Annotated in this window: 20 protein-coding genes; 10 read left to right on the plus strand and 10 right to left on the minus strand. The window is 52.1% G+C overall.

Going from position 1 to position 22,018, the window contains the following annotated elements:
• Positions 1–42 precede the first annotated feature (42 nt).
• The gene (locus GDA54_00990; GenBank protein ID MBC6496889.1) at positions 43–3,618 is read left to right on the plus strand and encodes a vitamin B12-dependent ribonucleotide reductase; all 3,576 of its coding nucleotides are present in this window, start codon (positions 43–45) and stop codon (positions 3,616–3,618) included.
• Entirely contained in the window at positions 3,618–4,103 is a 486-nt protein-coding gene (locus GDA54_00995; GenBank protein ID MBC6496890.1) for a RidA family protein, read from the plus strand. The genes GDA54_00990 and GDA54_00995 overlap by 1 nt, the downstream gene beginning before the upstream one ends.
• A 26-nt stretch (positions 4,104–4,129) precedes the next feature.
• On the opposite strand, the gene GDA54_01000 is transcribed toward GDA54_00995, so the two are convergent.
• From GDA54_01000 to clpS, 3 genes are read right to left on the minus strand one after another with little or no spacing between them, the layout of a single operon-like run.
• The gene (locus GDA54_01000) at positions 4,130–4,666 is read right to left on the minus strand and encodes an adenine phosphoribosyltransferase (protein ID MBC6496891.1); all 537 of its coding nucleotides are present in this window, start codon (positions 4,664–4,666) and stop codon (positions 4,130–4,132) included.
• An 18-nt stretch (positions 4,667–4,684) separates the two neighbouring features.
• A complete protein-coding gene (clpA, locus tag GDA54_01005; protein ID MBC6496892.1) occupies positions 4,685–7,057 on the minus strand; it encodes an ATP-dependent Clp protease ATP-binding subunit ClpA in 2,373 nt (790 codons plus the stop codon).
• Positions 7,058–7,066: 9 nt separating this feature from the next.
• Complete coding sequence (clpS, locus tag GDA54_01010; protein MBC6496893.1) at positions 7,067–7,429, minus strand: ATP-dependent Clp protease adapter ClpS; 363 nt, start codon at positions 7,427–7,429, stop codon at positions 7,067–7,069.
• Positions 7,430–7,689: 260 nt separating this feature from the next.
• On the opposite strand from clpS, the gene GDA54_01015 reads away from it, so the two are divergent.
• The 7 genes from GDA54_01015 to phoU all read left to right on the plus strand — a co-directional run bounded on the left by GDA54_01015 (position 7,690) and on the right by phoU (position 15,194).
• Positions 7,690–9,606 carry a 1-deoxy-D-xylulose-5-phosphate synthase gene (locus tag GDA54_01015; GenBank protein MBC6496894.1) on the plus strand — a complete coding sequence of 639 codons (1,917 nt, stop codon included), beginning with the start codon at positions 7,690–7,692 and terminating at the stop codon, positions 9,604–9,606.
• 17 nt (positions 9,607–9,623) lie between these two features.
• Positions 9,624–10,703: a methylmalonyl Co-A mutase-associated GTPase MeaB gene (locus GDA54_01020; protein MBC6496895.1), complete on the plus strand. Its 1,080-nt coding sequence runs from the start codon at positions 9,624–9,626 to the stop codon at positions 10,701–10,703.
• A gap of 68 nt (positions 10,704–10,771) precedes the next feature.
• Positions 10,772–11,137, plus strand: coding sequence for a 50S ribosomal protein L28 (locus GDA54_01025; GenBank protein ID MBC6496896.1), 366 nt, complete (start codon positions 10,772–10,774; stop codon positions 11,135–11,137).
• A 76-nt stretch (positions 11,138–11,213) separates the two neighbouring features.
• On the plus strand, positions 11,214–12,401 hold the full coding sequence (pstC, locus tag GDA54_01030; protein ID MBC6496897.1) for a phosphate ABC transporter permease subunit PstC: 1,188 nt from the start codon (positions 11,214–11,216) through the stop codon (positions 12,399–12,401).
• 38 nt (positions 12,402–12,439) lie between these two features.
• Complete coding sequence (gene pstA, locus GDA54_01035; protein MBC6496898.1) at positions 12,440–13,684, plus strand: phosphate ABC transporter permease PstA; 1,245 nt, start codon at positions 12,440–12,442, stop codon at positions 13,682–13,684.
• Positions 13,685–14,488 carry a phosphate ABC transporter ATP-binding protein gene (locus GDA54_01040; GenBank protein ID MBC6496899.1) on the plus strand — a complete coding sequence of 268 codons (804 nt, stop codon included), beginning with the start codon at positions 13,685–13,687 and terminating at the stop codon, positions 14,486–14,488. It begins immediately after the preceding gene.
• Positions 14,460–15,194: a phosphate signaling complex protein PhoU gene (gene phoU / locus GDA54_01045; protein ID MBC6496900.1), complete on the plus strand. Its 735-nt coding sequence runs from the start codon at positions 14,460–14,462 to the stop codon at positions 15,192–15,194. The genes GDA54_01040 and phoU overlap by 29 nt, the downstream gene beginning before the upstream one ends.
• On the opposite strand, the gene GDA54_01050 is transcribed toward phoU, so the two are convergent.
• Genes GDA54_01050 through GDA54_01065 form a run of 4 tightly spaced genes read right to left on the minus strand, consistent with a single transcriptional unit; the run spans position 15,186 to position 18,805 of the window.
• Positions 15,186–16,454 (minus strand): MFS transporter, encoded by a 1,269-nt coding sequence (locus GDA54_01050; GenBank protein MBC6496901.1) that lies wholly within the window; start codon positions 16,452–16,454, stop codon positions 15,186–15,188. The genes phoU and GDA54_01050 overlap by 9 nt on opposite strands.
• A gap of 5 nt (positions 16,455–16,459) precedes the next feature.
• The gene (locus GDA54_01055) at positions 16,460–17,479 is read right to left on the minus strand and encodes an adenosine kinase (GenBank protein ID MBC6496902.1); all 1,020 of its coding nucleotides are present in this window, start codon (positions 17,477–17,479) and stop codon (positions 16,460–16,462) included.
• A gap of 10 nt (positions 17,480–17,489) precedes the next feature.
• Complete coding sequence (nth, locus tag GDA54_01060) at positions 17,490–18,254, minus strand: endonuclease III (GenBank protein ID MBC6496903.1); 765 nt, start codon at positions 18,252–18,254, stop codon at positions 17,490–17,492.
• A gap of 5 nt (positions 18,255–18,259) precedes the next feature.
• On the minus strand, positions 18,260–18,805 hold the full coding sequence (locus tag GDA54_01065; protein MBC6496904.1) for a hypothetical protein: 546 nt from the start codon (positions 18,803–18,805) through the stop codon (positions 18,260–18,262).
• A 151-nt stretch (positions 18,806–18,956) separates the two neighbouring features.
• On the opposite strand from GDA54_01065, the gene GDA54_01070 reads away from it, so the two are divergent.
• A complete protein-coding gene (locus tag GDA54_01070; GenBank protein ID MBC6496905.1) occupies positions 18,957–19,463 on the plus strand; it encodes an SRPBCC family protein in 507 nt (168 codons plus the stop codon).
• Positions 19,464–19,480: 17 nt separating this feature from the next.
• On the opposite strand, the gene GDA54_01075 is transcribed toward GDA54_01070, so the two are convergent.
• Genes GDA54_01075 through trpC form a run of 3 tightly spaced genes read right to left on the minus strand, consistent with a single transcriptional unit; the run spans position 19,481 to position 21,997 of the window.
• Positions 19,481–20,719 carry a molybdopterin molybdotransferase MoeA gene (locus GDA54_01075; protein ID MBC6496906.1) on the minus strand — a complete coding sequence of 413 codons (1,239 nt, stop codon included), beginning with the start codon at positions 20,717–20,719 and terminating at the stop codon, positions 19,481–19,483.
• Entirely contained in the window at positions 20,703–21,206 is a 504-nt protein-coding gene (moaC, locus tag GDA54_01080; GenBank protein MBC6496907.1) for a cyclic pyranopterin monophosphate synthase MoaC, read from the minus strand. The genes GDA54_01075 and moaC overlap by 17 nt, the downstream gene beginning before the upstream one ends.
• Complete coding sequence (gene trpC, locus GDA54_01085; GenBank protein ID MBC6496908.1) at positions 21,203–21,997, minus strand: indole-3-glycerol phosphate synthase TrpC; 795 nt, start codon at positions 21,995–21,997, stop codon at positions 21,203–21,205. Before trpC ends, moaC begins: the two co-directional genes overlap by 4 nt.
• Between the last annotated feature and the right edge of the window lie 21 nt (positions 21,998–22,018).

Here is a 22,018-nt window from a genome sequence, read left to right on the forward strand (position 1 = left end):
TGCATATTGTAGGTTATCTCTTTAACATTCGCGGGATGGATGATGCATATTGAACGTTTTTTCACCAAGCCAGGGCAGTCCCCCTATGCGGACATCCCATTTAGAGAAGCGTCCAGCGAGATGCGTAATCCCGATGGCGTGGTGGCGTTTTCCTGTCGTCAATTTATGGTGCCATCCCATTGGTCGCAGATAGCGTGTAATATCTTATCACAGAAGTACTTTCGCAAAGCCGGTGTACCCGCTGAGACAGAAGCGAGAGAAGAGGACGGCATTCCTTCGTGGTTGCAGCCTCGAAAAGCAAAAAAGGGAACGATTGTCGGAGGCGAAAGAGACGCACGCGCTGTCTTTGACCGCATGGCAGGGGCTTGGACATACTGGGGATGGAAAACGCGCATGTTTGATACAGAGAGTGATGCGCGCACCTATTATGACGAGATGCGGTGGATGATGTGCATGCAGGTGGCGAGTCCCAACTCACCCCAATGGTTCAACACGGGACTTTACTGGGCTTATGGCATCGAGGGCAAAGGGCAAGGACATTATTATGTAGATCCCCTTGCACGGCATGTGTCTCCTCTCAAGGCGGAGGCCATCGAGTCGGATACGTCCTATGTTCATCCACAACCCCATGCCTGTTTCATCCAGAGCGTGCAGGATGACCTCGTCAATGAAGGCGGTATCATGGATTTGTGGGTGCGTGAGGCGCGTCTCTTTAAATACGGCTCTGGTACGGGAAGCAATTTTTCCCATGTGCGCGCCCATGATGAAGCGCTCTCTGGCGGCGGCAAATCCTCTGGCTTGATGAGTTTCTTGCGTGTGGGCGACAGGGCGGCAGGCGCTGTCAAATCGGGAGGAACAACAAGGCGGGCAGCAAAAATGGTCTGTGTTGATATAGACCACCCAGACATCGAGGAATTTATCAATTGGAAAACATATGAAGAACAGAAAGTCGTCGCCCTTGTCGTCGGCTCGACCATCACCCAGCGTTGCCTCAACAAAATCATGGCGGCATGTGGTGACACAACAGAGACAAGAACAACAGACCATGAACAGCGCTTTAGCCCACGCCACAATGCCACGCTACGCCATGCGTTGCGCGACGCGCGTCTCCATCTTGTGCCTGAATCCTATATCCAACGCGCTCTCCAATTTGCCAAGCAAGGCTTTACCTCCTTGACATTCAAGACCTATGACGTGGATTGGGATAGCGAGGCCTATCTCACCGTCTCAGGGCAAAATGCCAATAATTCGGTGCGCCTGTCCAATGACTTTCTCCATGCCGTCGAGAAAGATAGAGATTGGCAGCTCATCCGTAGGACAGATAGAAAGACCGCTAAAAAGGTCAAGGCGCGCGCCCTGTGGGACCAGATCGCCCATGCAGCGTGGGCTGGTGGCGACCCTGGCGTCCAATTCGATACGACCATCAACGAATGGCATAGTTGCCCTCAAGCGGGACCCATTCGCGCGTCAAACCCATGTTCCGAATATATGTTCGTCGATGATACGGCATGTAATCTCGCCAGCCTCAACCTCATGGCGTTTCGCACAGCGGATGGCGACTTTCGCATTGATGCCTTCACGTATGCATCCCGTCTGTGGACGATGACGCTAGAGATTTCTGTGGCGATGGCGCAATTTCCTTCTAAAGTGATCGCTGAGAACTCCTTCAAATATCGCACTTTAGGCTTAGGTTACGCCAATGCTGGGGGCTTTCTGATGGCATGCGCTATTGCCTATGATAGTGAGGCGGGACGAAGCACCATCGGCGCTATCACAGCGCTCATGGGAGGCATTGCCTATAAAACATCCGCAGAAATGGCGCGCCAATTAGGCGCTTTTGCGGGATATGACAAAAATCGCACAGCGATGCGACGCGTCATCGACAATCACAAACAAGCCGCCTTTGGGACAGGGACCTATAAGGGATTATCCGTCATGCCACAAGCATTAGATGGCGACGCATGTCCTTTCCCAAAGATTGTCGATGCAGCGCGCACCGCATGGACAGACGCACACGCCCATGGACAACGGGACGGCTATAGAAACGCACAAACGACATGTATCGCCCCCACAGGTACCATAGGCTTGCTTATGGATTGCGATACAACGGGAATCGAACCCGATTTTGCCCTCGTCAAATTAAAACAAATGGCCGGCGGAGGATATTTACGCATCGTCAATCGTTCTGTGCCACTGGCGTTGGCAACATTAGGCTACAGCAAAAAACATATCGACGACATCACGCGCTATATCACAGGCTCTATGAGTCTGAAGGATACACCCCATATCAACCATGAAAGCCTCCGTGAGAAGGGCTTTACCCGCCATGTCCTCAACAGGATCGAATCGTCTCTCAAGCAGAGCGTCTTCGATATACGATTTATCTTTAATCATCGCCATTTAGGCGTCTCTTTCTGCACAAAAACCCTTGGCTTTACCCAACAACAATTGGATGACCCGCAATTTTCTATGCTCGATGCCTTGGGCTATAGCAAAGACCAGATAGAAGACGCCAATCTCCATTGCTGTGGCGCTATGACCATCGAGGGCGCGCCCCATCTCCGCGAAGACCATCTCCCCATTTTCGATTGCGCCAATCGGTGCGGACATAAAGGGCAACGCCTCCTCTCCACTGAAAGCCATATCCGCATGGTGGCAAGCGCCCAAAGCTTCGTGTGTGGCGCTATCTCGAAAACCATCAATATGCCCTATGAAGCATCCATCGAAGATTGCAAACACGCCTATCATTTGTCATGGCGTCTCGGACTCAAGGCGAATGCCCTGTATCGAGACGGAAGCAAACTCTCACAGCCCCTCAATGCTAGCCTCAAAGACGATAACGCTATCACTATGGCTGACGACATGGCGCTGTCAGAAGAGGAAAAACGCACCCAACTTGTCCAACGCCTCGTTATGAAAACCATCGAAAAAACACAACGCAATAAGAGACGCGCCCTCCCCACCCGCCGTAAAGGCTATACACAAAAAGCCGTTATTGGAGGACATAAAGTCTATCTACGAACGGGAGAATATGAAGAAGGACGATTGGGGGAAATCTTTATCGATATGCATAAAGAGGGCGCTGCCTTTCGTAGCCTGATGAATAACTTCGCCATGGCCATCTCCATCGGATTGCAATATGGTGTCCCCCTAGAAGAATTCGTAGAAGCCTATGTGGGGACAAAATTCGAACCATCAGGAATCGTAGAAGGCAACCACACCTTGAAACTTTCTTCATCCCTCCTCGATTACATTTTCCGAGAGCTCGCCATCACCTATCTTGGACGAGACGACCTCTCCCACGTCAATCCAAAAACCCTGACCATGGATTACGTAGGGACGTCTGACGAGGTGGACACAGAGATACACCAACAAAAGAAAGAGGCTATGTCCTCAATAGCCACCACCAAGACAGAGGCAAGCAGTGGTGGCAGCGGCTATGGACGACAAAAACTCCAGCTCATCGCACAACACACAGAAAACGAAACCGCCCAGCAACACGCAAAAATACAAGGGTATGAAGGAGACGCATGCCCTGAATGTGGCAATTTTACCCTCGTCCGCAATGGCACATGCCTCAAATGCGTCACATGTGGCGCAACAACGGGATGTAGTTGATGACGTCATTCATAGAGCAGAAACTTGCACAACAAGGGTTTGCTTTTCCAGACAATGGAACACGTAAGACACTTTATGCGCCATGGGTGCGCCATAATGACACGCTTCTCATCTCAGGGCAGTTGCCGATGGATAAGGGAAAACTCCGCTATCAAGGACAGCTGGGCGACACCATCTCTATCGATGACGCCATCGATGCCGCCTATCTTTGCGCCTTGAACATATTGAGCCATGTGGATACGGCATGCGAACACGAGCCGTCCCCGTCCATGCGCTGTGTGCGCCTCACTGGATTCATCGCATGCGCCGCGCAAAAGACACAGGCCACCCCGCATATCACCCCACACATCACTCATGTCATGGACGCCGCGTCCACCCTGATACGTTCCGTCTTCGAAGAACCGCACGCCCGTAGCGTCGTCGGCGTGTCCTCCCTCCCCCTTGGCGCATGCGTGGAAATAGAAGGTATCTTCTCTCTCCCATAGCCACCCCCCATATCCCCCCTATATCCTTAGACGCCTGCTTTCTCTATCTCGATGACGGAGGAAAAAGGCACCGTGATGGACTCTCGCCCTTTCAGAGACGTGAGCTCAACCAACGTCACAGCAGCCTTGACATCCAGTGCCATCGACTCCAACAAACGCACACATGCCGATAATGTGCCACCCGTCGCCATAAGGTCATCCACAAGGACAACCGACGCGCCTTTGTCCACTAAACCCTCTTGGGCCTCCACACAATCATGGCCATACTCTAAAGAATAAGAAAGGGAACGGACACGCCCCGGTAATTTTCCTTTCTTCCGCACCATGAGAAAACCAACCCCCATATGCAGAGCAAGGGCTGATGCCATGATGAAGCCTCGAGATTCAACGCCAGCAATGATGGTTGGCGCATAAGGTGTCACAAGCCGTTCCATATGCGCCACCACAGAACGCCCCAAATCCGCACGCACCAACAACGGGGAAATATCATAAAAGAGAATCCCCTCTTTAGGAAAATGCGGAACACGCCCTATGGCATGACGTAACGCCTCAACCGAATGCATGAGGAGGGGCCTAGCCTCTCAATGCCGAGGCGATGATGGTGGTATAGCGTCTTCCATAGGCGCTTTCGCCTCAACAGGCTTGCCTGTAACAGGCTTGTCTGTTGTCCTCTCACCATAGGAAAAGGACAGAGTGCCCTGTTTCACACCGATAGCAACTTTACCGCCCTTCTCTAATGTGCCGTTCAAGATTTCGTCACTCAGCGCCATTTTGATATATTTTTGTATGACGCGCGCCAAAGGCCTCGCACCATAGGCATGACTGAATCCCTTCTTGAGAAGCCACCCATAGGCTGCTGGCGAACATGTGAGGTCGATATTCTTCTCTTCTAACTGCTTTTGCAACAGGGCGATATGCTTCGCCACAACACGCTTCATGGATGGTTCATCGAGAGATTTGAACGTAATGACGGCATCCAGACGATTCCTAAATTCAGGAGAGAACACATGGCGAAGAGATTCCTCATGGTCGCCCTGTTTGTCGTGGGAAAAGCCAATGGCGTGTTTGCCAAGCCGTTCTGCACCCACATTGCTCGTCATCACAAGAATGAGATTTCTAAAACAGACATGACGTCCATTTTGGTCTTTCAGGCGACCATAATCCATGACTTGCAACAAGATATTAAAGATGTCGGGATGCGCCTTTTCGATTTCATCGAGCAACAGAACACAATGAGGGTTTTCTATGACGGAATCGGTGAGCATACCCCCTTGGTCGAAGCCAACATACCCCGGCGGCGCCCCAATGAGCTTAGAGACGGCATGGCGCTCCATATATTCCGACATATCGAAACGTATCAAGGGAATGTGCATCTGTTCCGCCAAACAACGCGCCGACTCCGTTTTGCCAACGCCCGTAGGACCACAAAAGAGATAACAGCCAAGAGGCTTCGTCTCGTCCCGTAAGCCCGCCCGCGCCATTTTCACACTGGAGGCAAGGGTGACCAGGGCATCATCCTGCCCATAGACATGCTTTTTGAGCTTCTTTTCGAGGCCAACAACAGAACGACGCTCCGTCTGTGAGACATGGTGAGACGGCACTTTCGCAATCTTTGCCACAACCTCCTCAATGTCTCGAGACGTGATGGAGGCTGGCACTTTTGTCCTTTTCTTGCCATTCTTCAATGTGTGGATCGCGCCTATTTCATCGATAATATCAATGGCTTTGTCTGGCAGGCGTCTATCGGTCATATAGCGCGCCGTCAAACGCACAGCACTCTCCAACGCCTTCTTGCTGTAACGCACATGATGGTGATCTTCATAAACTTTCTTCACGCCATGAAGGATTTTAATGGCATCCTCTTGGGAAGGTTCGTCCACATCGATTTTCTGAAAACGACGGATAAGCGCCCTGTCCTTTTCGAAATGCTGGCGGTATTCCTTGTGGGTCGTCGAGCCAATACAACGTAGCTGCCCTTGGGCAAGGGCTGGCTTGAGCAGATTAGACGCATCCATCGCGCCGCCACTCGTCGCGCCAGCACCCACAAGGGTATGAATTTCATCGATGAAAAGAATGGCGCGCCCATGCTCCTCTACAGCCGCCACGACACCCTTGAGACGCTCCTCAAAATCACCACGATAGCGAGTCCCCGCCAATAACGCCCCCATATCCAAAGAGTAAATCTCCATATCCTCTAAGGCGGCTGGCACCTGATGATGTGCCATACGTAATGCTAACCCCTCAGCAAGGGCTGTCTTGCCGACCCCGGGCTCACCAATGAAGAGAGGGTTGTTCTTGGTGCGACGACAAAGAATCTGTAAAGAACGCTCGATCTCAAACGTACGACCGATAAGAGGGTCTATCTTGCCTTGACGCGCCTTCTCGTTCAAATTGGTGCACCACATCGCCAACGCCTTGCGCGCCTCCCTCGAAAGAGACCCTTCGTCATCATGCCCCTCACTCTGTTCTTCCTCCTTGTCATCCAACAAAGAGACAGACATACGCGATAAAGGACGATCCCGCACATCACCATGGGAGATATAATTGACAACCTTATAGCGGTTCATCCCTTGTTCTTGTAAGACATAGACGGCATAGGATTCACGCTCGGAAAATAAGGCGACCAGAATGTTGACGGCATCCATCTCCTTACGACGAGAAGAACGCGCATGAAGAGCCGCCCGCCTCAAAACACGCTTGAAACTCTCGGTTAAGAGAATCTCGTCCCTCGACTCAGAAGACTCAATATGCTCCAACTCCTTATCGATAAATGCCTCCAATTTCTTTCTCAGCTTCGGCACATCCTTGACGCCACACGCCCGAAAAACCCTGAGAATATCCTTGTCGTCGCTCAACGCCCACAAAAGATGCTCAAGGGTGGCATACTCGTTACCCTTGTCAGACGCAAAACCAAGAGCCTTACGCAAACTTTCTTCTAAACGCCTAGACAGCATCGCTCTCCCTCACTCACGCTCCAGATAACAACGCAAAGGATGTTGGCATTGACGCGCATAGTCCATCAACCTCTTGCTACGGCTTTCCGCAATCTCGAAAGAATAGATACCACACAGGCTACGTCCATGGCGATGGACTTTCCACATGATATCTTGTGCCTCCTTCTGGCTCTTATGAAAAAAATGACAGAGGGCATAAACGACAAACTCCATAGGCGTGTAGTCATCATTGAGCATGATCACACGATACATAGAAGGTTTCTTCGCACGCACACGCTCAGCCACAAGGACATCCGCATGGGACTGGTCACCTCCACCCCCTCCATCTTGGGTTTTCACCGCCATCCTCTCAAAAAACACGCACTCTTCCATATCCATCTTCCCTCACGACCTCCTTCGTTGCTCAACAGACCATAGACCAAAGACATGCCACAGAGACTTACAGAGCCACACTCCATAAGACCCTCCTCCCCCTATTAAGTGACGATAAAGAAGTTATGTCAACTTGTTATGCAGAGAAATATCAGAGACCATGAAAACCTTGCTTTTTACGTATCATATCGTTTAGCATGAAACTCTGTTTCTAGCCTTGTCCCTGTATGGCGATAAGGGATATTCTGTGTCGGAGTCCTATGAAAAATCCTACATCCACACCCCTCCTCGATACGGTCACCTACCCAGAGGATTTAAGGCATTTTTCCATCAAGGAACTCAAACAGCTCGCTGACGAGTTGCGCAAAGACGTCATCGATGCCGTATCGGTGACGGGAGGACATCTGGGGGCAGGATTAGGCGTCGTGGAATTAACGGTGGCCCTCCACCATGTCTTTCATACCCCTGAAGACAGGCTGATATGGGATGTGGGACATCAGTGCTATCCTCACAAAGTCATCACAGGAAGACGCGACCGTATTCGCACACTACGCCAAGAAGGCGGACTCTACGGCTTCACAAAGCGGACAGAAAGCCCTTACGACCCCTTTGGCGCTGCCCACAGCTCAACCTCTATCTCGTCCGCCCTCGGCATGGCTGTCGCACGGGATATACGCAAGGAAAAACGCCATATTATTGCCGTCATTGGCGACGGCGCCATCAGCGCCGGCATGGCTTACGAAGCCATCAATAACGCTGGTGCTATGGATGAACGCCTTATCGTCATCCTCAATGATAACGATATGTCCATCGCGCCCCCCGTGGGCGCAATGAGCGCCTATCTCTCACGCCTTATCTCAGGAAAAACCTATTGCTCCATCCGCCGTATGGCCCTCAATGTGGCGCGCCACTTCCCTAAAGGAGTCGAACGCGCCATGAGACGCGTCGAAGAATATGCCCGCGGCCTTATCACAGGCGGAACACTCTTCGAAGAATTAGGCTTCTTCTATGTAGGCCCCGTCGATGGGCATAATATCAACCATCTTCTCCCCGTCTTACGCAACATTCGCGACTCGAAGCAAGATGGACCTGTTCTGCTCCATGTCGTAACCCATAAGGGCCATGGCTATAGCCCCGCTGAAGCCAGCGATGATAAATACCATGGCGTCAATAAATTCGATGTCATCACAGGAAAACAACAGAAATCCTCCTCGACAATCCCAAGCTACACGAAAGTGTTCGCTCAATCCCTCATCAAGGAAGCGAAAAAGGACGAACGTATCGTCGCCGTCACAGCAGCCATGCCCTCTGGCACGGGCTTAGATATGTTTGGCAAGGCCTTTCCTAAACGTTGCTTCGATGTAGGCATCGCCGAGCAACATGCCGTCACATTCTGTGCAGGCCTCGCCGCCGAAGGCATGAAACCCTATGCCGCTATTTACTCTACATTCTTACAACGCGCCTATGATCAAGTCGTCCATGATGTGGCGCTACAATCCTTGCCTGTGCGTTTTGCCATCGACCGCGCTGGCTATGTGGGCGCTGACGGACCAACCCATGCTGGCTCTTTCGATATTACCTATCTGGCAACACTCCCGCATTTCATCGTCATGGCACCCTCCGATGAAGCAGAACTCATGCACGCTGTCGCTACATCCGTCGATGTGGATACATGTCCCTTCGCCTTCCGTTATCCAAGGGGCAATGGTATCGGCATTGAGATGCCTGCTCATGGAACAAAACTTCCCATAGGCAAGGGACGCATTCTCTGTGAGGGAAGTCATGTCGCCCTCCTCGCCCTCGGCCCTCGAGTCCATAAAGCCGTCAAAGCAGCACAAAAACTTCTCACCCGCGGTATCTCATGCACAGTGGCCGACGCGCGATTCGCTAAACCCCTCGACACAGACCTCATACGACAATTGGCCACACATCACGAACTCCTCCTCACCATCGAAGAAGGCTCTATTGGCGGATTCGCAGCCCATGTGAGCCATTTCCTGTGTGAACAAGGACTCCTCGATGAAAGCCTACGCCTACGCTCTATGCATTTCCCCGACGTCTTTATTCCCCACGCCTCACCAGACGCCCAATACATGATGGCAAAACTCGACACCCAACATATCATCGACAAAGTCATGGCGGCTTACCCCCAACAGAAAAAACGCGTTCGAGCCTAAAAAGAAAACCTCACCCCATGGTGGCAGGATATGACTCCCTTGAGGCATGCGTCAATGCCCTCAGACGTGGCGAGAGGCGCGCCCTGTCCCGCGCCATTACCCTCATCGAATCAACACATCCCACCCACGTCCAGCAGGCGTCCCGTCTCCTAGACCAGCTACACCGCCAGCCAAAAAAAGAGGCCTTGCGTATTGGCATGAGCGGACCACCAGGAGCGGGAAAATCGACCTTTATCGATGCCTTGGGCTGTGCCATCATCCAACAAGACCAACATCTTGCTGTCCTTGCCGTCGACCCTAGCGCCGCGCCGAAAGAAGGACGTTTTGTTCGTCAAGATGGCATGCTCGTCTGTCATGACGGCTCTCTCGCCCATGCCGGGGGCGCAATCCTTGGCGACAAAACCCGTATGCCTCACTTAGCGGCATGCGACAACGCCTTCATTCGCCCCTCACCAAGCCGCGCCATCCTCGGCGGTATCGCCCCCCAAACCCATAACGCCATCACCCTTTGTGAAAGCGCTGGCTATGACGTCATCATCGTGGAAACGGTAGGCGTCGGACAAAGCGAAATCATTGTCGCCGATATGGTGGACCTCTTTATGCTCGTCCTGCCACCCGCTAGCGGCGACTCCCTACAAGGAATCAAACGCGGTATCATTGAGGTCACAGACATCCTTATTGTCAATAAAGCCGACGGCGCCCTGAAACACAATGCCTTGCGCAGTAGCGAAGAGTATCACGCCGCCATGAAACTCCTCCCGCCAAAACGACCCTATTGGACAGCACAGAGTATCGCCGTCTCATCCATCGAGAAAACAGGAATCGACCATGTCATCCAAACCATTGCCATGTTTAAAAGTCACCCCGACCATAGACGCCTTCGAAGCACAGAACGCATACAACAAGATAAAAGAAGCATGTGGCGTGTTCTCCACGACCTGTTCGAAAAACGACTCTTCCACCATCCTCAAGCCAAAAAAGAACTCGACCTCTCTTATCAGCAGCTCGACCAGCAAAAAACAACACCCCTCCATGCCGCCCATGCCATTATGGAAAAACTTTTTGCCCATGGCGAAAAAAACGATATTAGGGGTTGACGAAAATCGTTTTTATTCCCTAGTGACATAGTCGACACAAGAAAACGATACCAAAGAGGACAGAGCCCATGACAAGAAAATGCGCCATTACCCATAAAACATTCCAAACAGGCAATAAGGTGAGCCACGCCCATAACAAGGTGCGCAAACGCTTCCTCTCCAACATACAGAAAACGTCACGCTATTCTGAAATTCTCGAACAACGCATTCGTTTTCGAGCCACGCCTAAAGGACTAAAAACCATCGAGCGCTATGGCGGTATCGATGCATGGCTCATGCGCACAAAATTCTCACGTCTCGATGACTCCTTACGCCCATGGAAAATCCGTATCCAAAAGCGCCATGGACAAAAAGGCAACATATCGACCAGCCAACCACAGACAGAACCACCAACAGACACAGAAGACCATGTGTCCCAGACGCCTTCGCCATAAATCACCCATCCCACAGGGAACAATGTGAACAGGCGGCTCACAAGGCACAATGCGCACCCTTTCATAGGCCAATGTCATGGCTCTATTCCTTGTTCTTATTGTCATCGGTGTGAGTGTCTCTTCCTACATTTACGGGAGAAGGCATCTCTTTGATATAGAAGCCTACCCCTATATCCCCCGCCATGCCTCATGGCTCATGCCTCTTTTTTCGAGCTTCGTCCTGACGCTCTGTATCTTGTTCCTCCTGTCCGTCTTCGAGGAGGCTCACCTTGTCCTGTCCCTTGTGCTCTTGGCGTTTATCGCTGTGGCATGCTTTCTCATAGGGCACTATGACATGGCGCGTCCATCCAGCGCTGTCCGTCGCGTCATGGGACATGGCATCACCATAGTGCTCTTGCTCTGCACATGTGTCTCTGTGCTCACGGCATTCGCCATTATGCTCTCTCTCCTCATCGAGTCGCTTCGTTTTTTTCTCCATATCCATCCCCTTGACGTCTTTTTTGGCACGACATGGAGTCCTCAATTTAGCACGACAGACAGCAACAATCATGGCGCCTTTGGCTTTCTTCCTCTGCTCTGGGGGACATTTTATATCTCTTTTATTGCCGTCCTCTTTGCATCATCCATCGGTTTCATGACGGCGATTTACCTCAATCAATATGCCTCTCGCGCCATACGTATGGTTGTGAAACCCCTCTTGGAGATTCTCGCTGGCATTCCTACCGTTGTCTATGGATTCTTTGCCATCACATTGGTTGGGCCTTTTCTCAACCAAGCAGGCCATGCCATTGGCGTCAACATCGCCACAACAAGTGTCCTCACAGCGGGGATTGTCATGGGGATCATGCTCATTCCTTTCATCTCGAGCTTATCAGAAGACGTCATGCATGCGGTGCCGCGCGCCATGATAGAGAGCTCCTATGGCATCGGCGCGACAAAATCAGAGACCATAAAATACGTTATCCTGCCAGCGGCCTTGCCCGGACTCATCGGCGCGCTCACCCTCACCTTGTCCCGCGCCGTCGGCGAGACCATGATTGTCGTGATGGCCGCAGGAATCGCTGCCCGTCTCACCCTCAACCCCTTCGAACCTTTGACAACGGTGACGGTGAAAATTGTGTCCCAACTCACAGGCGACTTCGAATTCGATACGCCACAAACCCTCGTGTCCTTCGCCCTCGGCATGACGCTCTTCCTTCTCACATTCGCCATGAATATGGTCGCCTTCTCCATTGTGAGACGCTACCAGCAACGCTATCACTGACAGAGCGTTCACATGTCTCTCACATAGGACAACATCCCATGCCCCTCTTGCACAAACGCCCATCCACGCATGGTTTAGAAAGACGCCTCTCAAAAGAACGTCATTTCCACTTTTTAGGGCGTCTCGCCACCGCTATCAGTCTTTTTTTCCTTGTCGTCCTCTTTGCCTTTATCTTAGGAAACGGCATCAGCGGGTTCTTTCGCTATGATATTGCCCTCTCCTTCCCTATGACAGAAGAACAAGGACAATCCTACAGGAAAGCACTCTACAGCGCCCTCTATGAAAAATTAGGGGTGACCGACACAGCCGACAGACTCATGGGACGTCAGCTCTTGAGCCGTGCCGCTCCCGATGTCTTACAAGAAGCACGCCGCACTCAAGAACAGAAAGCCCAAGACGCCCCTCTCTCCCTATGGATTCCCGCCAGCATGTTGGTGGAAAACATTATGAAGGGGCGTTATGACTCGTCCCTCCCCGAAGAGCAAAGGCTCGTGAAGGATAAGCACATCGCATGGGTGCGCACATTGGATGAAGGAGGATTCCTACGTTGGCATATCAATAGGGATTTCTTTACCAATGGCGCGACAAGTTCGCCAGAGACAGCCGGCATCGGTATCGCCCTCTTGGGGTCGCTCATTATGATGGTCATCGTTGTCCTTGTCAGTGTCCCCGTAGGCGTATGCGCTGCCATTTACCTAGAGGAATTCGCGCCAAAACATAACCGCTTTATCTATCTTCTCGAATTGAATATCAATAATCTCGCCGCTGTGCCATCTATTGTCTTTGGTATTCTCGGACTCGCCATTTTTATCAATGTCTTTGGCATTCCCCGTTCCTCGCCGCTCACAGGAGGGCTCGTCTTGTCCCTCATGACACTTCCCACAGTCATCATATCGGCGCGTTCTGTCCTGAAAGCCGTTCCCTTATCCCTGAAATGGTCTGCTTATGGCTTAGGCGCTTCAAAACATCAAGTCATTTTCCACCATGTCCTCCCCGTTGCGACGCCCGGCATCGCCACAGGCGCTATCATAGGACTCGCCCAAGCATTAGGCGAAACAGCGCCTCTCCTCATGATCGGCATGTTTGCCTTCGTCGCTGATTATCCTCAATCACTGCTCGAACCCGCTAGCGCCTTGCCCGTGCAAACCTTCATATGGGCTGGCTCCCCCGAGCCCGGATTCGCCCAACGCACCGCCGCCTCCATTATCGTCTTGCTCTTCTTCCTTATCACCATGAACGCTACCGCCGTCTATCTCAGACAAAAATTTGAAATCAAGTGGTAAATGCTTTACCATCGCCCCGTGAATCAGGGACATAACGTCATGACAAAGAGAGTCAAATTCATCGCCAAAAGCGTCGACGTCTATTATGGTGAAAAACACGCCCTCTATGATGTCACCATCGACATTTTCGAAAAAGAGGTGCTCGCCCTCATAGGACCCTCAGGCTGTGGAAAGTCCACATTCATACGTTGCCTCAACCGTATCAATGATGAAATAGAGACATGCCACGTCAAAGGCTCTATCCTGTTAGACGGCATCGACATCAATAGCACACAAATGAATGTGTTCGAACTACGAAGAAAAGTCGGCATTGTGTTCCAAAAACCAACGCCTTTCCCGCGCTCTATCTTCGACAATATCGCCTATGGACCACGTATCCATGGCATCGCACACAATAACAAGCAATTGGCCTCCCTCGTGGAAGAAAGCCTCCATAAGGCAGCCCTCCTCGATGACGTCAAGGACAGACTCGATGAACCCGCCCTCAGCCTCTCTGGCGGACAACAGCAACGCCTCTGTATCGCACGCGCCCTCGCCGTCAATCCAGAAGTCATCCTCATGGATGAACCATGCTCCGCCCTCGACCCCATCGCCACAGCGCGCATCGAATCCCTCATCGATACACTAGGAAAAGAATATACTATCATTGTCGTAACCCACTCCATGCAACAGGCCGCACGCATATCACAACGAACAGCCTTCTTCCATGTAGGAAAACTTGTCGAGTGCGACGACACCGACACCATCTTCACACACCCAACGGACGAACGCACCCATGGCTATATCACAGGACGATTCGGATAACCCCATGATGAAAACGCAACACCATATCGTCTCTGCCTATGATGACGAACTGAAGAAACTCTCCAATATCACCATCACGATGTTGAGTCAGTCGCAAAAAATGCTGGAACAGAGCGTCGATGCGCTCAAAGAGAAGAAAGATACGCAAGCGCGCCATGTTGTCAAAAAAGATGACAAAGTGGACGCCCTCGAAGCATCAGGAGAAGAACTCGCCATCCGCATGATCGCACTGAGGCAACCGATGGGCGCAGATCTACGCATGATCATTGCCAGCCTCAAAATGAATAGCGACATAGAACGCATTGCCGATTATGCCTCTAATATCGCAAAAAAAGTGTCCCTCGTCTTGGGGGAAAAAGACGCAGAACGCCGTAACCGCTGTATTGACCATTGTGTCCCTGGCATGGCATCGATGGCACAAGAACTCCTCTCTGTGGGGCATGACGTGATACGCCTCATAGAAAATCCCTCCGCCAGCCACGCCGTCACCATATGGAAACGGGACGCCTCCATCAACGACCATTATGTCGACAATTTTAAGACTTTATCCCTCTGCCTGAAAGAAGATAAAGCCCATGTCGCCATCTGCACCCATTTCATCTTTATCATTAAGGATATGGAGCGCATAGGCGACCACTTTAAAAATGTGGCGGAGTCTATTTTCTACTATCGAAAAGGCGTGCCGTTCAGCAAACACCTACTCTGAAGCAAGCCAACGCCTAAAGGTGGCACGTAATGCCACCATCATCCACAGGGACGGGAGAGCAATGATGGCGGAAAACAGGAAAAACAGAGGCCACCCCAACATATCGGCAAACACACCGCTGAAGGACGATAAAACATTCCTCCCGAATGCCATAAAAGACGATAAGAGGGCATACTGAGTCGCCGCCCACATAGGATGACAGAGCGCCGATAGGAAGGCAACAAACGCTGCCGAGCCCATGCCACCCGTCATATTCTCGATGGTGATCGTCACATAGAGCCACCCCGCATGGTTGCCAACCGCCGCCTGCCAAATAAACACAAGATTCGATAACATTTGCGCAAGACCACATGCCAACAGCCCGCCATAGAGACCCCAACGCAAACAAAGAAATCCCCCCACGACAACCCCCGCCAATGTAGCAAGCACGCCATAAATCTTGCTGATAAGGGCGACCTCCGATGCTTGAAAGCCCAATTCATAATAAAAAGGATTCGCCATCACGCCTAACGTCGCATCCGTCAATTTATACAAGACGATAAATATCAGCAAAAGACACCAATGGGGCTTTTCCATGAACTGCATGAAGGGACTCATGACGACCCTCTGGAAAGAGGATGGCATATGGCGTCCCCCGTCCCCCACAGGACGTGGCGGCGATGGCGCAAGAAGCACCGCCGCCATCCCCACCACCATACAAAGCGCCATCACATCATAGACATGATGCCACGCCATATGGTCGGACAAGAATAAGGCGCCAGCCCCCGATACAAGCAATCCCAAACGATAGCCCAATTGAGTCGCCATGGACCCCGCCGCTTGTTCGTCCGCCGCTAACATCTCGATGCGATAGGCATCGACGACAATGTCTTGACTCGCCGACCAAAACGCCACCAGCAATGCCGCCAACGCCACACCATAAGGCTGTTCGATGGGATTAATACGCCCAAGAAGCAACAAAGAGGCAAGGAGACAGCATTGCGTGATGATAATCCATGAACGACGATGCCCTAAAAAAGACATGTCAAAACGCACGCCATCACAGACGAAAGACCACAGGAATTTTAACGTGTAGGGAAGACCCACAAGGCTATAAAATCCTATGGTTGTCTTATCAACACCTTCGCTGGCAAGACGCCAATAGAGCGTTGAACTGGTGAGTAAGAGAGGCAAACCACTGGACGCCCCCATAAGGAAAATAACGAAGAGACGTCTCGATGCCACAATGGCATAGATATGATGCCACGAAGCACCAGACATGACGTTCACGCTTTTGCGTCTAAAAACTCGAGGAGCGGCGTCTGAGGACGCGCGCCAAAATGACTGATGACCTCTGCCGCACATAAAGCGCCATAATGTCCACAGACAGATGGGGCATGCCCACCCACAAGCCCATGTAAAAATCCTGCCGCATAGAGGTCGCCAGCCCCCGTGCTATCAACGACACGCTTCCAGACGACAGCATCAATGGCCTCGTCCTTGTCATGATGTTCTGTGGCCATATCCATGACGATAGAGCCCTTATCGCCACGGGTGATGATGGCGAGACCACGCCTATGGAACGAACGCCACGCCTTTTGCGCTTGTGCGACATCCTGCGTGCGCGTGAGAGCATAGGCCTCTAGCTCGTTGGCAAACACAATGTCACAATGCTCCTTGATGAAAGGTATGAGCCCGTCTCGATATGTCTCGGCTAACCCTACATCAGAGAGTGAAAAAACAACCTGCCCGCCAGCGCCACGCACAATGGTGGCAGCCCTCTCCATAAGAGGCACGCCATGGTCTGTGCTCCACAGATACCCCTCTAAAAAAAGATAGGACGTATCCTCTAACATAGGACGCCCATCCTCCACATCCTCCACGCCCAAAAAGCTGCTCGCCCCTAAGAACGTCTGCATACTGCGATGACCATCAGGAGTCACAAAAATTAAACAACGCGCCGTCGAGACAGAGCCCGTCAACGCCTTGACAGTGAACGTCACACCACAACGACTCATATCTGCCGAGAATGCTCTGCCTAACCCATCATCAGCAACCTTGCCAAGAAAAGCACAACGCCCGCCCAATGATGCTAGCCCTACCATCGTATTGGCAACAGAACCACCACATATCTCTAATTGAGGGACAAGCTGACGATAGAGACGTTGGGAGTCCTCTTCCCCAACAAGCGTCATGCGATGTTTGAGAATGCCCGCCTTCGCCAAAAAGGCATCATCCACATCCACAAGCACATCAAGAACGGCATTGCCAATACCAACAACATGGTAGCGTTTATCACCCATCATGGTGTCCTCCCTATCTTTTTGCTTTATGCGGCCACATGCACACATCATAGGCAACGCAACGCCCACATCGAGGGACGCGCGCAAGACATGTATAACGCCCATGGAGAATAAGCCAATGGTGACAACGTTTCTTTGCCCACGAAGGCACACGCGCCTCTAACGCCTCTTCCACCTCCTGCGGCGTCTTTCCTCGCGCTAATCCCATCCTGTTCGATACTCTAAAAATATGGGTATCAACAGCAATCGTCGGCATACCAAAAAAGATATTCAGAACGACATTGGCGGTCTTACGCCCAACCCCAGAAAGACGCTGTAGCGCATCCCTATCACACGGCACCTCGCCGCCATGTCTCTCTAACAGCTGACGGCTCAATGCCATGATATAGCGCGCCTTGCTCCTATAGAGTCCTATGGTCTTGATAGCATCCTGTAAGTTCGAGAGACCCCATTGAAGCATTTTCTCAGGGGAGTCGCGCTCTCCAAAAAAACCCTTCGTCGCGCCATTGACAGCTTTATCTGTCGCTTGTGCCGAAAGCACAACAGCCACCAAAAGGGTATAGCTGTTCGTATAGAACAGCTCGCCCTTCGGTGACGCATCGACATCCTCGAAATGCCGAAAAAGAGACTCAACCTCTTCTGCTGAGAGCATGCCCTCTGACCCCTGAGAAGGACGCGCATGGGAAGGACGCGCATGGGAAGGACGCGCCTGAGAAGGACGCGCCTGAGAAGGACGCGCATGGGAAGCGCGCAACGCACCGAACGTCCCCTCAGCCATCATCGTCACGGCGAAGAAGGAATGAACACCTTTCCCGCCTCAGGAGGCGTCCTGTCCACAGGGGCTAACACATCCTCCTCTCTCCCCGTCAGCGACAATATCCTGCCCGTGAAGTCTAAATACGCCGTGCGCGACTCCTCCCACAAAATCTCCGCATCGAAAGAGGCGCGCATGGTATACGCACCTTCATCCACAACCCGCACCGACTCCTTGAGATAATGCACGCTCTCCACCAATGACTCATGGAGAGGCATAAGAGACTCTGACGGAAGCACTAAACCCTTGAGCTCTTCCACAGAGCCAAGCGCCTCAAGATAGTCATAGAGAACGTCTTCTCGGGCCTTAAAAGCGTCCGTATCGATAGCCTTGCTATCGATGGCATGCCTCTCGAGGAGCTGACCATGGGTAATCAAGGCATAACCTAGCACCGCATGCTTATCCTTGATGAGGTCATGATAGGCTTGTGCCTCCTCCATAGATGGATTGCCACATCCCATCACAAGACAGCACGCTATCACCGCCCCACGGTAAGAATAATGCTTTTTTCCCACGATTCATCTCCTCTCTTGTCTGTGTCCCTTACCATAGAGCCACCATAGAGAATGTCCTTTCACGTTGCAATGTCTTTAGCACAGATATACGATAGGCGAGGGCTTTCTCCTATAACCAAACGCTAACCATTGAGAAAAAGGAAGGTGTGCGATGAGGCACTATGTAGGTCGTGTGTGTTCTCTATGCTTTTTTCTGTCGTTATGTGGCGTGTCATGCCTCAGCCTCAATGGGATAGCAGCGGCGGCCTCTATCAATCTGTCGAGAGATGTCGTCATCAATCAGCCTAAGAACGTCGTATGGGACAGAATGGGACATTTCAACGCCATGGAGAGGTGGCATCCTGCTGTGTCATCAACACAAATGGCGGGAGCTGACGTGCCAACACGCCTCCTTATCCTCAAGGATGGGCGTATTGTTCGTGAAGAGCTCATCGATTATCGTGAAAACAATGCCTATACATACAAAATTCTTGACGGCCCCTTTCCTGTGAAAAACTATATTTCTACGCTCTCTGTGGAGGATGAAGGAACGCGCACCCGTGTCATATGGACAGCGCGTTTTGAGCCCGCTGATGGCGTGTCGAAAGAGAAAGCCGAAAAAACAATGGTTGGCGTCTATGAAAGTGGACTCAAAAACCTCATGCGCATGCTCCGCTAAACCACAGCGCCAGCCTGTCATCCCTCGTCACTGATAAGGGGAAGACCATCGACCATATCCCCCACACGGGCTGGACCTGCGCCCGCTTGTCTACGTATCATAACGTCGGCATGGGCAAATTCCTTCAGGCCTGCGCTATCCTGAGAGGAAAAGGCGCGCACCCCCTCACCCACAAACATCCCGCGACGATAATGCTCGCGCGTCCCCTCCTCAGGCAAGGCGCGCGTCAGAGGGTAAGAACGCCACCCCGATAAATCACCAGAGAGACCAAACCAACGCCTTATCATAGGACGCAAAAAAAGAAGACCACATACCATAGACGATACAGGATTGCCCGGAAGACATAAGAGAGGACACCCTGCAATGACAGCAAAACGCACAGGCTTGCCCGGACGTATGGCGACTTTATGGAAAAAAAGACACGCCTCCTTTTCATCTTGCTCCTCAAGGACACGCGCCACAACATCATAGCGCCCCACAGACGCCCCTCCCGTCGTCACAATCATGTCCACTTGTGGCAAAAGCACATCCCATAACACGTCACGGAAGGCTTGCCTATCGTCACGAACAATACCTTGATACACGACCTCACCCCCCCACGCCTCGATAGAGGCAGCGAGTCCCACCAATGTCGAGGCGATCACACGATGAGATGGCACATCTCTCTCTCCAAGCATTGCCAATTCATCGCCAGTGGCAAGCAACGCAATACGAGGCTTCTTAAAAACAGACAATGTCGCCCGATTGAGAGACGCCAGCAACAGAAGATGACGCGCCTGCAACCATAGGGGAGCTGTCAATAACATATCCCCCTTTTTCATCGCGCTCCCTTGCTGACGAACATAAGCCCCCTTTGGCGGTACATGGGCGCATGTCACCATGCCGTCCTTCTCTTGCGCATCCTCTTGGAGCAACACCCTGTCGCTCCCTTCTGGAACGACAGCCCCCGTATAAAGACGCACCGCCATCCCTCTCTCCAATGGGGATGACACATCATAAGGCACGCCCGCCCGCGACTCCCCCACCAATGTCCAGCCATAAACGCCTTGATGACGCCTAAAATATGGCGAGACACCATACCCATCCATAGACGACACAGCGCAGGGAGGCTCATGACGGACAGCATGAATCGACTCGGCCAAGACCCTCCCGCGACACTGCCTCAGCGCTCTTGTCTCCCATGCCCTGTCCTTGCGCCCCCACGCCAGCAACAATCCCTCGTCTAGGCGATGATAGGCCTCACGCAAAGGTATCATGGCGGTATGTCCCTGATGTCCCCCCCTTTTTCTCGAGAAGCATAATGTCGGTGATGACTATGCCCTTATCTAAGGCTTTACACATGTCATAGAGCGTCAATGCTGCCACAGAGACAGCCGTCAAGGCTTCCATTTCCGCCCCCGTCCGTCCCCAGAGACGACATGACCCTTGGATATGGACGGTGCGCGCCTTATCGTCAAAAGAAAAATCAACCGCCACATGGGACAAGGCAAGATGATGACAAAGAGGAATCAATGAACTCGTTTGTTTTGCCGCCATAATTCCCGCCACACGCGCCACCGCCCAAAGATCTCCCTTCTCCATCACGTTGCCTCTGCGCACCTTGTTATAGAGCATGTCGCCCATGCGCACCGCCCCGTGAGCCTTCGCCTCGCGCCATGTCTCGTCCTTGCCATGAATATCGACCATCGAGACCATGCCCTTTTTGTCAAGGTGAGAGAAAGAAGGCGATGATGCTGTCGTCATGGTCCCTCAGCCCCCTCACCCCACAGCTGGCGCACAGCGCGCGCTAGGTTATGAGAACGCATCAGCGATTCGCCCACTAAAAAGCCAGACGCACCCTGAGAAGAGAGAGTCTTGATGTCGTCATAGCTCTTGATACCACTCTCGCTGATAACGAAACATGAAGGAGGAACGGCATGGAGGAGCGCCTCTGTCACAGAGAGATCCACCGCCAATGTCCCAAGATGGCGATTGTTAATCCCTATCAATGACGTCCCTAAGGCGCAAGCCCGCTCCAATTCCTCTAGGGTGTGGACTTCCACCAGCACATCCATTCCCCCGTCACGTGCCATGTCATACAATGTCCGCGCCTGCCTATCATCAAGAATCGCCATGATCAGTAAAATGGCATCGGCGTCATAGGCAAGGCTCTCTTCTATCTGCCAAGGGTCGATAATGAAATCTTTACGCAAAATAGGCAATGTGGAGACGTCCTTCACAAGAGGCATAAACGCACAACATCCTTGAAAATATGTCTCTTCCGTGAGGACGGACAGGCATGTCGCGCCTCCCTCCTCGTAGGCTCTGGCGATGGCACGGACATCGAACGCCTCGCGTATGACCCCTGCCTTAGGGGAGGCTTTCTTAAGTTCAGCAATAAGACCCCATCCCCTCTCACGCTTCGATTCCTTGAGGGCGCGCAAAAAACCCCGTCGCGCATGCTGGGCCTGTGGAAGAGGGATAGACCCTTCTCTCTTTACGCTTTCGAGCATGCGCCTCTTGTCCGCAAGAATGGAGGTGAGGGCATGGGACATCGCCATCCTCGCGCCATGATA

Source organism: Alphaproteobacteria bacterium GM7ARS4 (genome assembly GCA_014332745.1).
Lineage (GTDB): Bacteria > Pseudomonadota > Alphaproteobacteria > GM7ARS4 > GM7ARS4 > GM7ARS4.

Coding starts and splice junctions, on each gene's coding strand:
- trpC (MBC6496908.1), bottom strand. CDS start 21,997: ATGTCCCATGCCCTCACCTCCATTCTTGCGGACAAGAGGCGCATGCTC.
- GDA54_01070 (MBC6496905.1), top strand. CDS start 18,957: ATGAGGCACTATGTAGGTCGTGTGTGTTCTCTATGCTTTTTTCTGTCG.
- GDA54_01075 (MBC6496906.1), bottom strand. CDS start 20,719: ATGATACCTTTGCGTGAGGCCTATCATCGCCTAGACGAGGGATTGTTG.
- GDA54_01025 (MBC6496896.1), top strand. CDS start 10,772: ATGACAAGAAAATGCGCCATTACCCATAAAACATTCCAAACAGGCAAT.
- clpA (MBC6496892.1), bottom strand. CDS start 7,057: ATGCTGTCTAGGCGTTTAGAAGAAAGTTTGCGTAAGGCTCTTGGTTTT.
- GDA54_01000 (MBC6496891.1), bottom strand. CDS start 4,666: ATGCATTCGGTTGAGGCGTTACGTCATGCCATAGGGCGTGTTCCGCAT.
- pstC (MBC6496897.1), top strand. CDS start 11,214: ATGGCTCTATTCCTTGTTCTTATTGTCATCGGTGTGAGTGTCTCTTCC.
- GDA54_01015 (MBC6496894.1), top strand. CDS start 7,690: ATGAAAAATCCTACATCCACACCCCTCCTCGATACGGTCACCTACCCA.
- nth (MBC6496903.1), bottom strand. CDS start 18,254: ATGGCTGAGGGGACGTTCGGTGCGTTGCGCGCTTCCCATGCGCGTCCT.
- GDA54_00995 (MBC6496890.1), top strand. CDS start 3,618: ATGACGTCATTCATAGAGCAGAAACTTGCACAACAAGGGTTTGCTTTT.
- clpS (MBC6496893.1), bottom strand. CDS start 7,429: ATGGAAGAGTGCGTGTTTTTTGAGAGGATGGCGGTGAAAACCCAAGAT.
- phoU (MBC6496900.1), top strand. CDS start 14,460: ATGGCTATATCACAGGACGATTCGGATAACCCCATGATGAAAACGCAA.
- pstA (MBC6496898.1), top strand. CDS start 12,440: ATGCCCCTCTTGCACAAACGCCCATCCACGCATGGTTTAGAAAGACGC.
- GDA54_01050 (MBC6496901.1), bottom strand. CDS start 16,454: ATGTCTGGTGCTTCGTGGCATCATATCTATGCCATTGTGGCATCGAGA.
- moaC (MBC6496907.1), bottom strand. CDS start 21,206: ATGACGACAGCATCATCGCCTTCTTTCTCTCACCTTGACAAAAAGGGC.
- GDA54_01020 (MBC6496895.1), top strand. CDS start 9,624: ATGGTGGCAGGATATGACTCCCTTGAGGCATGCGTCAATGCCCTCAGA.
- GDA54_00990 (MBC6496889.1), top strand. CDS start 43: ATGCATATTGAACGTTTTTTCACCAAGCCAGGGCAGTCCCCCTATGCG.
- GDA54_01040 (MBC6496899.1), top strand. CDS start 13,685: ATGCTTTACCATCGCCCCGTGAATCAGGGACATAACGTCATGACAAAG.
- GDA54_01055 (MBC6496902.1), bottom strand. CDS start 17,479: ATGATGGGTGATAAACGCTACCATGTTGTTGGTATTGGCAATGCCGTT.